Consider the following 14,315-nt stretch of genomic DNA (forward strand, 5'->3'; position numbering starts at 1 on the left):
CCCCCGTGTGGTGTCTGGCGTAAAGATGTTTGGTTGAACACAAGCGGATTTCGCCCTACTTTTGTTCCACTCCTGCGCCGGAAAAAGGGTGGTCCGGTGGGCCCGGCCGCAAGGTTGCGGGCCCGAGGCATCCGGTCTTCTGCTCTTTCCAACGCGCCAACCCGGGAGCCCGGCCGGCGCAACGCACACGAATGTTGACCACAAACTTACGGAGAAATTCCCGGCATTGGTTGGCATTTCAACGAGCAAGTCCAATTGCTCAACGGGTTAACAACGCCGTTTTCTTCTTTCGTATTCTTATTTTCTCTCTGGCATGGCCGACGTAATTCAGCTGCTTCCCGAATATTTGGCCAATCAAATTGCCGCCGGCGAAGTGGTGCAGCGTCCGGCTTCCGCAGTGAAAGAGCTGCTGGAAAATGCCGTGGATGCCGGCGCCACTCAGGTGCAGCTCATCGTGAAGGATGCCGGCAAGCAGTTGGTGCAGGTGGTGGACAACGGGGCCGGCATGAGCCCCACCGATGCCCGCATGAGCCTGGAGCGCCACGCTACCAGCAAGATCCGCACCACCGACGACCTGTTCCGCATCCGGACGCTGGGGTTCCGGGGCGAGGCGCTGGCTTCCATTGCGGCCGTGGCCCAGGTGGAGTTGCGTACCAAGCAGCGCGACCAGGACACCGGCACGCTGCTGCTCGTGGAAGGCTCCCAAATCACGAGCCAGCAGCCCACCGCCTGCCCCGACGGCACTAGCATCAGCGTTAAGAACCTGTTTTTCAACGTACCGGCCCGCCGCAACTTCCTCAAGAGCAACGCGGTGGAGATGCGTCACATCCTCGACGAGTTTCAGCACGTGGCGCTGGCCAACCCGCAGATTACGTTTTCGCTGTTCCAGAATGATCTGGAAGTGTTCAACCTGCCGGCCGGTAAGCTCAGCCAGCGCATCGTGAGTTTGCTCGGCAACGGCTACAAGGAGCAGCTGGCAGCCTGCGAGGAAGTGACGCCGTTTCTGTCGGTGAAGGGCTTTATCGGCAAGCCGGAGTCGGCGAAAAAAAGCCGGGGCGACCAGTTTTTCTTTGTCAACAACCGGTTCATCCGCTCGGCCTACCTCAACCACGCCGTGCTGACCGCCTACGAAGGGCTGCTGCCCAAAGACACGCACCCGTTCTACGTGCTGTTTCTGGACCTCGACCCCAAGGCCATCGACATCAACGTGCACCCAACCAAAACGGAAATCAAGTTCGAGGACGAGAAAACCGTGTATGCCATTGTGCGGGCCGCCGTGAAACAGAGCCTGGGCCTGCACAACATGGCCCCGTCCCTCGACTTTGAGGGTGACGTGAACTTTGCGCCCATTCAGCCGCTGCGCCTTTCCGGCACCCAGAAAAACCCCTTCGCCGACGACTTCCGGCCCGATGCCCTGGCGTCGGCGGCCTCCCAGGCCGCCGCGCCCGGCGCGCACGAAACCCGCCCCGGCGGTGCCCGCCCCGATGCCTACGAGCGGCAGATTCCGCCCCGCCCCACCGAGCAGGCCAAGCGGGAGCTGGAAGAATTCTACAAGTCCCTGAGCAAGGTGAGCGTGCCCGATGTGGAGCACGAGGCTACGGCCGTTGGGGTGCCTGTGCCGTCGGCTTCGGCCCTCACGGCCGCTGTGCCGCCCGCGCCGCTTGTCGTGACGGCGCCTTCGGCGGCCGTGCCGGCAGCCCCGGAGCTGCCGTTGCGTGAGTCGAGCGGCAGTTCTTCCGGCAACAAGGTGCTGCAGGTGCACGGGCAATATCTGCTGGTGGCCGTAAAGTCGGGGCTGATGCTGCTGGACCAGGCGGCTGCGCGGGAGCGGATTCTCTACGAGCAGTATGTGCACACGCTGGAGCGCGAAACCGGGGCTTCCCAAACGCTGCTGTTTCCGCGTACGGTCACGTTTTCGCCCCAGGATTTTGCCATTCTGCGCGAAGTGGAGGAGGCGTTGCGCGGCCTCGGCTTCCGCTTCACCGATTTCGGCAAGCACACTATTGCGGTGGAAGGCATTCCGGCCGATGTGCCTGCCCGCGACGAAAAGGAGCTGCTGGAGGGCCTGATTGAGCAGTTCCGGACCCACGCCGGCCCCGTAAAGCTGGACCGCCGCGAGCAGATGGCCCGGGCGCTGGCCCGCCGTGTGGCATCTGCCGCCGCCGGAACGCGCCTCTCCGACACCGAAATGACGACTTTAGTGGATAAGCTCTTCGCCTGCCAGGTGCCGGGCTACACCCCGGACGGCCGCCGTACCCTCGTGATGCTGGAGCTCAGCCAGATTCAGGAGTTTTTCCGTAAGGCCTAGCGTCAGACGCTGGCTTCGTGAATCGCCTGGGACACTTGTGCGTCCCGGCGGTTATCGTTCACCGACCCGCCCGGTAGTAGCCGGGCGCTATATGTACCCCTCTCGTTCATGTTTCAACTCACGCCTACTGTCCGCACGCTGCTCATCATCAATGTGCTCGTGTTTTTTCTGCAAAGCCAGTTTGGGGCGCAGGTTAATGTTTTGGGGGCACTGTATCCGTTTGGGTCGGTGTACTTTCAGCCCTGGCAGTTCGTCACGTATATGTTTATGCACGGCGGCTTCGGGCACCTGTTCTCCAACATGCTGGGGCTGGTGTTCATTGGCGCTTCGCTGGAAAATGTGTGGGGCCCGAAACGGTTTCTGACGTACTGGATGATTTGCGGCATCGGGGCCGGCGTGCTCTACCAGGGCGTGCGCACCTATGAGCTGCACCAGATGAACAGCGCCCGGATTGCGTTCCAGGAAGAGCCCTCGGGCGTGGCCCTGATGGACTTCTACCGCACGTATTATCCTGGCTACGAGCAGCAGGCACTGTCGATGGCCAACACATTGCAGCGCGACCCCACCAATACCAGCCTGATAAACGCAGCCAACGAATCATTGACCGCTGCCTGCGACCTGGCGCTGAACAGCCCTTCGGCCGGCATGCTGGGTGCTTCCGGGGCGCTGTTCGGGGTGCTGTTCGCCTTCGGCTTCCTGTTCCCGCACGAAAAGCTTATCATCTTCCCGCTGCCCATTCCCATCAAGGCCTGGCTGTTTGTGGCGCTTTACACGGCCTACGAGCTCTACAAGGGCATTCATCCGGTGCCGGGCGACAATGTGGCGCACTTCGCCCATTTGGGCGGAATGTTGATTGGCTTCATTGTGTTGAAAATCTGGCAGCGCAACGGCACGCATTACGGCTAACCAGGCCCGGAAGGGCCTGCTTCTCCCGCTCTGCTTTCTTACGTTCTTCCACCCATGAGTTTTGCCAACGATATCCGCGCTGCCTTCAGCCGGCGCGACAATGCGCTGAGTCAGCTGCTGCTGATTAATGTGCTGGTTTTTGTAGTGCTGCTGCTGGTGCGCGTCACGCTGTTTCTCGTGACGGGCGGCGCGGTGTCTCTCGTGTCGGTGCTGGAGTGGCTGGCTGTGCCATCCGGGCCAATGACGCTGCTCACCCGCCCCTGGACGCTGCTCACCTATAGTTTCGCCCACACCGACTTCTTTCATATCCTGTTCAATCTGCTGAACCTGTACTGGTTCGGCTCGCTGGTGCGCGAGTACCTCGGCGACCGAAAACTGGTGAGCCTGTATGTGCTGGGCGCGCTGGCCGGGGCGGCGCTGTACCTGCTGGCCTACAATTTCATTCCGGTGTTTGCCGGGCGCCCGGCCATCCTGTACGGCGCTTCGGCCAGTGTCACGGCCATCATTGTGGGAGCGGCTACGCTTTTGCCCGATTACACCTTCAACATTATCCTGCTCGGCCCGATTCGCATCAAATACATTGCGGCCGTAGTGGTGCTAGTGTCCATTGCCGGCATTGATGGCGGCAACCCCGGCGGCGAAATTGCCCACCTGGGCGGGGCCATGCTCGGCTTCCTGTTCATCCGGCAGCTGCAGCGCGGCCGCGACCTGGGCCGCCCCGTGCAGGCCGTCGGCGACTGGGTGGGGCGGCTGCTTTCCGGCCCGCAACTGCGCGTGACGCACCGGGGCGGTGCGGCGGCTACAGCTGCGCCGGCCGCCCGCAAAGGCAGCCTGCCCAAGCCCGAGCAGGAGGATATTGATGCCATTCTCGACAAGATTTCCCGCTCCGGCTACGAAAGCCTGTCGAAGGAGGAGAAGCAAAAGCTGTTCAAGGCCAGCCAGAAGTAAGCCGCCTTGAGTTGATAACTGAAAAAGCCCGCTGCCATCAGGCAGCGGGCTTTTTTTGGCACTGCATACACAAGACCGGCCGTTCTGCGCAAGCAGGGCGGCCGGTCTTGGCAATTACTCAGCTGCTCAGCTACTCAGCTACTCTAAGCCGAAGCCTTGCTCATGTTGTCCAGCGCGTCCATTACTTCTTTCACGTGGCCGCGTGAGGTTTCCAGCAGCGCTTTTTCCTCGTCGTTCAGTTGCAGCTCGATTACTTTCTCGATGCCGTTTTTGCCCAGGATAACCGGAGCGCCCAGGTACACACCGTCAATGCCGTACTCGCCTTCCAGCTTGATGCACACCGGGAACACGCGACGCTGGTCGCGCACGATGGCTTCTACCATCTGAGCGGCCGCCGCGCCGGGTGCATACCAGGCCGAAGTGCCCATCAGCTTCACCAGTTCGCCGCCACCGTTGGTGGTGCGGGCTACAATGGCGTCCAACTCTTCTTTGCCAATCAGTTCCGTGACGGGGATGCCGCCTACGGTGGTGTAGCGGGGCAGCGGCACCATGGTGTCGCCGTGGCCGCCCATCAGCACCGCCTGAATGTCTTTGGGGCTCACGTTCAGGGCTTCGGCCAGGAAGGCGCGGTAGCGGGCCGTGTCCAGGATGCCGGCCATGCCGAATACCTTGGTCCGGTCGAGGCCGGAGGTGAGGTGGGCCTGGTAGGTCATCACGTCTAGCGGGTTGCTCACGATGATGATGATGGCGTTGGGCGAGTATTTCACCACTTGCTCCGTCACCGATTTCACGATACCGGCGTTGGTCGAAATCAGGTCGTCGCGGGTCATGCCGGGCTTGCGGGGCAGGCCGGAGGTAATCACCACTACATCAGAATCGGCGGTACGGCTGTAGTCGCTGGTGACGCCCACCGTGCGCGAGTCGTAGCCGATGATGGGAGCTTTCTGCCAGATATCGAGAGCTTTGCCTTCGGCGAAGCCTTCCTTGATGTCAACCAGTACGATTTCATTGGCAATTTCGCGGGTGGCCAATACGTCGGCGCAGGTAGCGCCCACGTTGCCAGCCCCAACTACGGTAACTTTCATCGGGTGAGGAATTGGGTTGTACGATTAAGGTTCTGCGGGTAAAGCTACTCTATAGAAACGAGAGGTAGGAGGGGAATGCCAGAATTTGGTTGCAACGCCCGGTTAGCCGTTGCAAAGGGCAGTTACGCGTTGCAACGCGCAGGTCGGGCGTTGCAAAGCCTCCGGCACGCGTTGCAACGCGTAGGTCGGGCGTCGGGAACGGCGCGCATGTGTCCGGAGCCGGCGCGCACGTCTTGCAGCGCGCAGGTCGGGCGTCGGGAACGACGCGCATAGGTCCGGAGTCGGAAAATATGGGTCCGGAAACCGGGCGCATGACTTACGACGCGCCGGTTGGGTGTCGGGAAGAGCGCGCAAGGCTCGCACAGCCGCAGGCTCCAGTCACGAAGCCCTAGGCCCTACTACCTATGCACTAAGCCCTAACAACTACATCCGCTTCACGACCAGCACCCGCTCGGTGTCGTCGTTCACGCGGAACCGCTCGTCGGGGCGGAAGCCGATAACCCAGGCAATTTTGCCGTCGCCGGAGCAGAGCACCTGCACGTTGTCTTTGAGGTTGAGCGGCACTTTCTGGTCGATAAGAAAGTCACTGATCTTCTTCTTGCCCTTCATACCAATGGGCATAAACCAGTCGCCTTCCTGCCAGGGCCGTACGATGAGCGGGAATTTCAGCGCGTCGGCATCGAGGGCGGCCACGGCTTTGCCGCGCGGCACCTCAAACGTTTCGGTTACTTCCTGCAGCTCCAGGCGCAGGTGCAGCCCGTCAATCTTGAGTACTTCCTGCCCGGCCTGTAGCTGATGTGTGCCGAATCTGGTGAGGTTTTTCGGGGTGATGACCAGTTGCTCACGGTCCTTCACCAGCCGGTGCGTCGGCGACTCGAAGCGGCGGCCCGACTCGGCCCCGAAAGCGGCCACCATGTCCTTCACCACCGGAAAGCTGAACCCGAACGGCCGCAGCAGCTCGTGCAGTACCAGCGCCGTGGCGGCGGTTTTCTGCAGCAGCCGGATATCGAGGTAGGTGGCGTCGGCTTCGGTGCGCTGGGCCTCGGCGGCGGTATCCTGCACGTAGCGGCGCACGATTTCCTCGGCGCCGCCCACCCGCTCGGCCGTGAATTGCAGCGTCTGGTCGAGGTTGGGGTTGATGTCGCGCAGCACGGGCAGCACCTCTTGGCGCAGGCGGTTGCGCTGGTACACGGGACTGTCGTTGGAGGCATCTTCGCGCCACATCAGCTGGTTTTCCACCAGATACTCAAACAGCTCCGGCTTGCCGATACCCAGCAACGGCCGCACGATGTGGCCGTTTTTGGGCGGGATGCCGTGCAGACCCGCCAGGCCGGTGCCGTGCGTGAGGTTGAGCAGCATGGTTTCGGCGGCGTCGCGCTGGTGGTGGGCAGTAGCTACATAGGTAAGGCCCTGCGTCCGCCGGATACGCTCAAACCACTCGTAGCGCAGCGCCCGGGCCGCCATCTGGGTCGAAATGCCTTCCTGCTCGGCAAAGGCCTTGGTCTGGAAGAACTCGGCGAAGTAGGGCACCTCGTACTTCTTGGCCAGCTTGCGCACAAACTGCTCGTCAGCGTCGGCCTCGTCGCCGCGCAGCCCGAAGTGGCAGTGGGCCACGGCAAACTGCGCGCCCAGCTGGTGCAGCACCTCGGCCAGCGCCACCGAGTCCTGCCCGCCGCTCACGGCTACCAGCAGCGTATCGGTTTCGAGGTTGAAAAGCGCGTGTTCCTGAATAAACTGGCGGACCTGGTCGAGCATAGGGGAGGGGGCAATGTATCGGAACTGCAAAGATGGACGTTAGCGACGGGCCTTCCGTACCTTCGCGTCGAAATGTCCCTGTCCAAGTCACTTTTTCTGCTCTGGCTGGCCTTGCTGCCGGCCTTTTCCTTCGCGCAGCAGCGGCCGGCGGCCCGTCCGGCGGCGCAGCCCACGCCACCCAAAGGCTCCCGCATCGAGCTGCTGCCCGGCACGCAGCGGCTTATCGGCGGCACGTTCAACGGCGTCGAAATCCGCAAGCTGATCGGCAACGTGAGCTTCCGGCAGGGTACCACGCTGCTGTACTGCGACTCGGCCTACCAGTATCTGGAGAAAAACGCGCTGGAAGCCTTCAGCAACGTGCGCATCATCCAGAACGATACTATCACCATCACCGGCGACCGGGGCACCTACGACGGCGACACGCGCAAAGCCCGTATTACGGGCAACGTGACCATGCGCGACCCGCGCATGACCCTCACCACGCAGGTGCTCGACTACGACCTGAACCGCAACCTGGCCTACTACAGCACCGGCGGCCACCTCGTCGACCCCGAAAACACGCTCGACAGCCGCTATGGCTACTACAACACCACCAGCAAAGTATTCAGCTTCAAGCGCGACGTAAAGCTGGTGACCAAGGACAACACCATCGACACCGACACGCTGCAGTATAATACGGTGTCGAGGATTGCCACCTTCCTCGGGCCCACGCGCATCAAGGGGAAGCAGGGTACGCTCTACGCCGAAAACGGCACCTACAACACCATCACGCGGGTGTCGAACTTCCAGAAAAACGCCAAAATCGAGACGCCCAACTACCTGCTCGGTGGCGACCGGCTGGTGTATGACGAGGCGCGGCAGTACGGCGTGGCCACCGGCCACGTCTCGATGACCAGCAAGAAAGACAACCTCGTGATTCGGGGCGACGTGGGACGCTACTGGCGGGCGCTGGGCCGCACCAAAGTGTACGGAACGCCTGTGATGCGCAATATTTCGGGCAAGGACACGCTGTATCTGGCCGCCGATACGCTCATCAGCCAGGAAGGCCGCGCGCCGCTCAACGGCGCCGGCGTGCTCTACGCCTACCCGAAAGCCAAAATCTTCCGCCCCGACCTGCAGGGCCGCGCCGACTCGCTCACCTACGACCGGCAGGACTCTATTATCTATCTGAACAAGAAACCGATTCTCTGGAACGAGAAAAACCAGCTCACCGCCGACAGCATGGAAATCCGGCAGCGCAACGGCAAGGTGGACCAGATGCGGCTGTACGCCAACTCGTTCATTATTGGGCAGGACACGCTGCTGAACTTCAACCAGGTGAAGGGCCGCAACATGGTGGCCTACTTCCAGGGCAACTCGATAAAAAAAGTAGACGTGCTTGGCAACGCCGAGAGCCTCTACTATGCTCTTGAAGGCGACACGGCCGTGAGCGGTATGAACAAAGCCACTTCCGCCACCATGGCGCTGCGCTTTGCCGAGAGCAAGCTGCAGACCATCAGTTTCCTGACCAACCCCGATGCCAGCTTCATTCCGCCCCATGAGCTTAAGCCCGAAGATGAGAAGCTGAAAGACTTCAAATGGCGCCCCGCGGAACGCCCCACCCGCCGCGCCGTGTTAGGCAAGCACTTCGCGCCGCCGGCAAAGCCCAAGGCCAAACCAAAAGCCAAAACCCCGGCCAAAACCAGCCCGAAAGCCAAACCCAAGGCTGCCCCGAAGCCCAAAGCCAAGCCGACGGTACCGGCAAAACCCGCTCCTAAAGCACCGGCCACCACTCCGAAACCTCCGGTGCGGCCGGCTACCAAATAGCTTCAGCCTGTTAGTGCCGTGCTCCGCGCCGCCGGCTGGCCCTGCCGGTCAGCCGGGCCGGGTTTGATTCGGCTTTGTAATCCGTTACCTTTGCGCCCTTATGCATACTTTTCGCCCGACCCTTTTTGTTCTGTTGTTGAGCACCTTGCTGCTTGGCGCCTGCACCGGCTACCAGAAACTGCTCAAGAGCAACGACGTGAACAAGAAGTACGAAGCTGCCATTCAGTTCTACGAGAAAGGCGACTACTTCAAAGCCGGTACGCTGCTCGAAGACCTCGTGCCGCTGCTGAAAGGCCGCCCGGAAGCTGAGAAAGCGCAATTCTATTTCGCCAACACCAACTTCCAGCAGCGCAACTACACGCTCAGCTCTTACTACTTCAAAAGCTTCGCCGACACGTATCCCAACTCCACGTATGCGGAGGAGGCCTCCTTCCTGCAAGCCAAGTCGCTGTTCCGCGACTCGCCGGAGTGGGAACTGGACCAGACCAATACATACTCGGCGCTGGAAGCCATTCAGGACTTTCTGAACCGCTACCCGAGCAGCAACTTCCGCCCCGAAGCCGAGAATATGTCGCAGGAGCTGCAGAAGAAACTGGAGCTGAAAGCGTATCAGGGCGCCAAGCTCTACTACAACCTGCGCTACTATCAGTCGGCGGTGGTGGCGCTGGGCGGCTTCCAGCAGCAGTTCCCGGCTTCCGCCTTCAACGAGGAAGCCGAATTCCTGAAAGTAAGCGCGCAGTATGACCTGGCCCGCGAAAGTGTGCAGGAAAAGCAGCGCGAGCGGTATCAGGAGGTAGTGGCCTTCTACCAGCATTTCATCGACACGTATCCGCAGAGCCGGCACCTGAAGGAAGCCGAGCGGATGTACACCGACTCGCAGGCGCAGGTGGCCAAGCTCAAGCCTTCGGAGCCCACGGCGGCCAACTAAAGCTGCCGGCCGGCCCGTAGTGGCCCAGCTGCTGGCAGCACATCAGAACTCAAAAATCAGCACATTAGCATCATGAAAGCACCCAACAACGTCTCCGCCTCCATCGTGACCCGCAACATGTCGGAATTCGCTGCCGAAACCGGCAACGTATACGAAAGCATTGCCATCATCTCGAAGCGCGCCAACCAGATTTCGGTGAAGCTGAAAGAGGAGCTGAACGGCAAGCTGGCCGAGTTTGCTACCACGGTGGATAACCTGGAAGAGGTGTTCGAAAACCGCGAGCAGATCGAAATCAGCAAGCACTACGAGCGTCTGCCCAAGCCTACCAACCTTGCCATCGAGGAGTTCCTGGAAGGCAAAGTGCACTACCGTACCCCGTCGGAGTTCGACGAGAACGGCAACCTACGCGCCATCGAAGGCCAATAGTTCTGCGTGGGAATGCCGCTGCAAGACCGCAAGATTCTGTTGGGGGTTTGCGGCAGCATTGCCGCCTACAAAGCCGCGCCGCTGGTGCGGCTGCTGGTGAAGGCCGGAGCCGAGGTGCAAGTCATTCTGACTGCCTCGGCTTCGGCCTTTGTTACGCCCCTTACGCTGGGCACGCTCTCCAAAAAGCCGGTTTTGCAGGGCTTTTTGAAGGATGAAGCAGCCGGCGAATGGCACAACCACGTGCACCTGGGCCTGTGGGCCGATGTGCTGCTGGTAGCGCCGGCTTCGGCCAATACGCTGGCCCACTTCGCGCACGGCCTCTGCGACTCGCTGCTGGATGCCGTGTATCTCTCGGCGCGCTGCCCCGTGCTGCTGGCCCCCGCCATGGACCTCGATATGTATGCCCACCCGGCCACCACAGCCAATCTGGCGAAGCTGCGCTCCTACGGAAATATTGTGCTCGACTCGCCGGCCGGTGAGCTGGCCAGCGGCCTGAGCGGGCCCGGCCGCATGCTGGAGCCGGAGGATATTGTGGTGGAGCTGGAGCGGTTTTTTACTCGTTAAATAACGGGTCATGCTGAGCTTGCCGAAGCATCTCTACCACTTCGTTGCAATGCCAGTTAGTTAGCCAGAGGTAGAGATGCTTCGGCAAGCTCAGCATGACCTTCTCTTTTGAAACTATGCGCGTCCTCATTACGGCCGGCCCCACCTACGAGCCTCTCGACCCGGTCCGTTTTATCGGCAACCACAGCACCGGTAAGATGGGCTACGCGCTGGCCGAGGCGTTTGCTGCCAGCGGCGCCGCCGTAACGCTCATCAGCGGCCCCAGCAACCTGCCGGATCCGGCTCATCCGGGTATCCAGACGCAGCGCGTGGAAACCGCCGACCAGATGTATGCCGCCGCCGCTGCCGTAGCGCCTGAAGCTGGCGTATGGGTCTTTGCGGCGGCCGTGGCCGATTACAAGCCCGCGCAGATAGCGGCTGAGAAGATCAAGAAGTCGGGCGACACGCTGACGCTGGAACTGGTGAAGAACGTAGATATTGCCGCTACCCTGGGGAAAACCAAGCGGCCCGAACAATTTTCGGTGGGTTTTGCGTTGGAAACCAACAATGAGCATGCCCACGCGCTGGATAAGCTGCACCGCAAAAACTTCGACCTCGTGGTACTGAACTCGCTGCGCGACGCCGGTGCCGGTTTCCGCCACGATACCAACAAGGTGACGCTGCTGGACGCGCAGGGCCAAACTCGTATCTTTGAAGTAAAGCCGAAAGCCGAAGTGGCCCAGGATATTGTGGATGCTGTTCTTGCCCGCCTGCCCCGTGAAGTATAAAAAACTGCTGCCCGCCGTACTGTTTGCCCTTATTTCGCTGCTGACCAGCCCGCTGGCGCAGGCCCAGGAAATCCAGGCCGAAGTGCGTATTACCACCGAAAACGTGACCATTTCGGACCGGCAGCTGGTGCAGCAGATGCAGAACGATATGCAGTCGTTTCTGAACACCCGCTCCTTCACGAGCCAGACGTACCGGCCGGAGGAGCGCATCCGGATGCGGATTTTTGTGGGCATCACCGGTATTCCGCAAAACGGGCAGTACGTGGCCACGGCCCGCATTGTGTCGTCGAGGCCGGTGTACGGGACGGGATACGAAACCAACCTGCTGAGCTTCGCCGACCGCAACTTCCTGTTCAACTACTCGCCCCAGAACCCGATTGACTTCTCCGAAAACAACTTCGTCGGCAATCTGTCGTCGCTGCTGACCTTCTACGCCTACCTCACCATCGGCCTCGACCAGGACAGCTTCTCGCGCCTCGGCGGCTCGCCGTACTACGACCGGGCCCGGATAGTGCTGCAGAATGCCTCCTCGCAGACCATTACCAATGAGCAGGACGAAGCCTGGAAAGACGGGCAGACCCGCAACCGCTACTGGCTGCTCAACAATCTGCAGGACCCGCAGCTGGAGGCTTTCCGCACGGGTATTTATGCCTACTACCGGCAGGGACTGGATATTTTCATCGAGAAGCCGGACGAAGCCCGCACCAGCATTTTCACGGCTTTGCAGGGCGTGCAGCAGGCGGCGCTGCGCCGGCCCGGCACCTTGCTGGCGCGCTCTTTTTTCGACACCAAGGCCGACGAAATAGCCAACATCTTCCGCAGCGCCCCCGATGCCCAGCAGAAGCAAACCCTGGCTACGCTGCTGACGGAAGTGGACCCTACCAACTCGGCCAAGTACCAGGCCATGCTGCGCCAGCCGTAGCCTAGCGTTTAAGGCGGTAAATTCTTTATTGCGAAAATCATTGGCATTTGACTAAGTGAACTAGTAGTTTTGCTAAAGCTACTAGACCCGGTTTGGCACAACAGGTCCGTAGCGCACTTTTTTGGCAGCTACGACCGGCCTCCCGGTTTCTCATTTAGTTGGCTATGCTCATTGACCTCCGCATCCGAAACTACGCCCTGATTGAACAGCTGCAGTTGCAGCCTTCGGCGCTCCTCAATATCATCACCGGCGAAACGGGCGCCGGCAAGTCTATTATGCTGGGGGCCATTGGCCTGCTGCTTGGCAACCGCGCCGACTCGCGCATGCTGTTCGACACGGATAAGAAATGCGTGATTGAGGGCCAGTTCGATATCAGCAGCTACCAGCTGCAGGATATTTTCGAGTCCGAAGACCTCGACTACGATGCGCAGTGCATTCTGCGGCGCGAGATAAGTCCGGGCGGCAAGAGCCGGGCCTTCGTGAACGACACGCCCGTGACGCTGGAAACGCTGCGCCACATTGGGGCCAACCTGATGGACATTCATTCGCAGCACGATACGCTGCTGCTCGGGGATGCTGTGTTTCAGTTGAATCTGCTGGACCTGTACGCCGGGCTGGTGCCTGCGCGGGCCCAGTACAGCAACGCCTACCGCCAGTACCGCAAGCTGGAAACCGACCTGAAAGCCCTGGAAGACCAGGTGGCGCAGGCCAATAAAGAGCTGGACTACCACAGCTTTCTGCTCAGTGAGCTGGAGGATGCCCGCCTCGACAACGAGCAGCAGGACGAGCTGGAGCAGGAAGTAAAGGAGCTGGAGCACGCCGAGGAAATCAAGTACAAGCTCACCAACGCCCTGCAGGCCCTGAGCGAAGGCGAATACTGCGCCACCGGGGCCCTGAAGGACGCCACTATGCTGCTGGGCCAGATTGCGCCCTACTCGGAGCCGGCCCGCGAGCTAAAGCACCGCCTGGACAGCTGCCTGATTGAGCTGCACGACATTGCCGACGAAATTGAAGCTGTGGAGCGTCGCACCGAAGGCGACCCGGCCCGCATTGATGAGCTGCAGGGCCGCCTGAACGTGCTCTACAGTCTGCAGCGCAAGCACCAGGTGCGCGACGTAGTGGCCCTGCTGGCCGTGCGCTCCGACCTGCGCGACAAAGTAAGTTCCGTGCTCAACCTCGATAAGCAGATAAACCGCCTCCGCCGCGACGCGGAAGCTACGCTGGCCACCGTGACCAAGCAGGCCACGCGCCTTTCCGAAGCCCGCCGCAAGGTGTTTCCGAAGTTCGAGAAGGAGCTGGCTGCGCTACTCTCGGATCTGGGCATGCCACACTCGCGCATTGTGGTGCAGCACCAGGAAGGTGCGCCGGCCGCCAGCGGCATCGACATTATCAGCATCCTGTTTTCGGCCAACAAAGGCGCGCAGCCCCAGACGCTGAGCAAATCGGCTTCCGGCGGTGAATTCTCGCGCCTGATGCTGTGCATCAAGTACATGCTGGCCGACAAGACGGCCTTGCCCACCATTGTGTTCGACGAAATTGACACGGGTATCAGCGGGGAAATTGCGGTGAAAGTGGGCCGTATGATGCAGCAGATGGCCAAGAAGCACCAGCTCATCACCATCTCGCACCTGCCACAGATGGCCGCTGCTGGCGACACGCACTATTTCGTATACAAGGAAGACCGCGCCGACCGCACCGTGAGCCGCATCCGGCTGCTGAGCCTGGAGGAGCGGATTCAGGAAATTGCCCAGATGATTTCGGGCGCCAAGCCCAGCCAGCACGCCTACCAGAGTGCCCGCGAGCTACTGGCCATGCGCGGTGAGGAACTGGTAGGGTAGAAAATGAGTAGATGAATGGATGAGTGAATGAGTGAATAGCTAACTTGCCAGCCGCTAACCTG

General features: G+C 60.8%; 12 protein-coding genes. 10 read left to right on the top strand and 2 right to left on the bottom strand.

The genetic code is table 11. The features are described 5' to 3' along the window. The first annotated feature begins 313 nt into the window (after positions 1-313). The 3 genes from mutL to BUE15_RS14605 all read left to right on the top strand — a co-directional run bounded on the left by mutL (position 314) and on the right by BUE15_RS14605 (position 4,162). Complete coding sequence (mutL, locus tag BUE15_RS14595; protein WP_073286586.1) at positions 314-2,308, top strand: DNA mismatch repair endonuclease MutL; 1,995 nt, start codon at positions 314-316, stop codon at positions 2,306-2,308. Between the two features lie 108 nt (positions 2,309-2,416). Further along, on the top strand, positions 2,417-3,214 hold the full coding sequence (locus BUE15_RS14600; RefSeq protein WP_073286588.1) for a rhomboid family intramembrane serine protease: 798 nt from the start codon (positions 2,417-2,419) through the stop codon (positions 3,212-3,214). Positions 3,215-3,268: 54 nt separating this feature from the next. Then, a complete protein-coding gene (locus BUE15_RS14605) occupies positions 3,269-4,162 on the top strand; it encodes a rhomboid family intramembrane serine protease (RefSeq protein ID WP_073286591.1) in 894 nt (297 codons plus the stop codon). Between the two features lie 143 nt (positions 4,163-4,305). Here BUE15_RS14605 and mdh read toward each other — a convergent pair whose 3' ends face one another. Together mdh and tilS are read right to left on the bottom strand one after the other, a co-directional pair. Beyond that, a complete protein-coding gene (gene mdh / locus BUE15_RS14610; RefSeq protein ID WP_073286594.1) occupies positions 4,306-5,247 on the bottom strand; it encodes a malate dehydrogenase in 942 nt (313 codons plus the stop codon). A 423-nt stretch (positions 5,248-5,670) separates the two neighbouring features. After that, positions 5,671-7,002, bottom strand: coding sequence for a tRNA lysidine(34) synthetase TilS (tilS, locus tag BUE15_RS14615; protein ID WP_073286596.1), 1,332 nt, complete (start codon positions 7,000-7,002; stop codon positions 5,671-5,673). 72 nt (positions 7,003-7,074) lie between these two features. Between tilS and BUE15_RS22000 the strand changes: the two genes are divergently transcribed. The 7 genes from BUE15_RS22000 (at position 7,075) to recN (ending at position 14,253) form a co-directional block, all read left to right on the top strand. Further along, on the top strand, positions 7,075-8,808 hold the full coding sequence (locus BUE15_RS22000; RefSeq protein ID WP_084549073.1) for an OstA-like protein: 1,734 nt from the start codon (positions 7,075-7,077) through the stop codon (positions 8,806-8,808). Positions 8,809-8,908: 100 nt separating this feature from the next. Continuing rightward, on the top strand, positions 8,909-9,736 hold the full coding sequence (locus tag BUE15_RS14630) for an outer membrane protein assembly factor BamD (RefSeq protein WP_073286599.1): 828 nt from the start codon (positions 8,909-8,911) through the stop codon (positions 9,734-9,736). Between the two features lie 72 nt (positions 9,737-9,808). Next, positions 9,809-10,162 carry a DNA-directed RNA polymerase subunit omega gene (locus tag BUE15_RS14635; RefSeq protein ID WP_073286602.1) on the top strand — a complete coding sequence of 118 codons (354 nt, stop codon included), beginning with the start codon at positions 9,809-9,811 and terminating at the stop codon, positions 10,160-10,162. A 12-nt stretch (positions 10,163-10,174) separates the two neighbouring features. Continuing rightward, positions 10,175-10,726 (top strand): flavoprotein, encoded by a 552-nt coding sequence (locus BUE15_RS14640; RefSeq protein WP_073286605.1) that lies wholly within the window; start codon positions 10,175-10,177, stop codon positions 10,724-10,726. A 116-nt stretch (positions 10,727-10,842) separates the two neighbouring features. Further along, positions 10,843-11,493 (top strand): phosphopantothenoylcysteine decarboxylase domain-containing protein, encoded by a 651-nt coding sequence (locus BUE15_RS14645; protein WP_073286713.1) that lies wholly within the window; start codon positions 10,843-10,845, stop codon positions 11,491-11,493. Next, positions 11,483-12,415, top strand: a complete 933-nt coding sequence (porD, locus tag BUE15_RS14650; protein ID WP_170865273.1) for a type IX secretion system protein PorD — start codon at positions 11,483-11,485, stop codon at positions 12,413-12,415. The genes BUE15_RS14645 and porD overlap by 11 nt, the downstream gene beginning before the upstream one ends. 164 nt (positions 12,416-12,579) lie before the next feature. Then, positions 12,580-14,253 (top strand): DNA repair protein RecN, encoded by a 1,674-nt coding sequence (gene recN, locus BUE15_RS14655; RefSeq protein WP_073286610.1) that lies wholly within the window; start codon positions 12,580-12,582, stop codon positions 14,251-14,253. Positions 14,254-14,315 lie beyond the last annotated feature (62 nt).

It is taken from the genome of Hymenobacter psychrotolerans DSM 18569, assembly GCF_900142395.1.
Taxonomy (GTDB): domain Bacteria; phylum Bacteroidota; class Bacteroidia; order Cytophagales; family Hymenobacteraceae; genus Hymenobacter; species Hymenobacter psychrotolerans.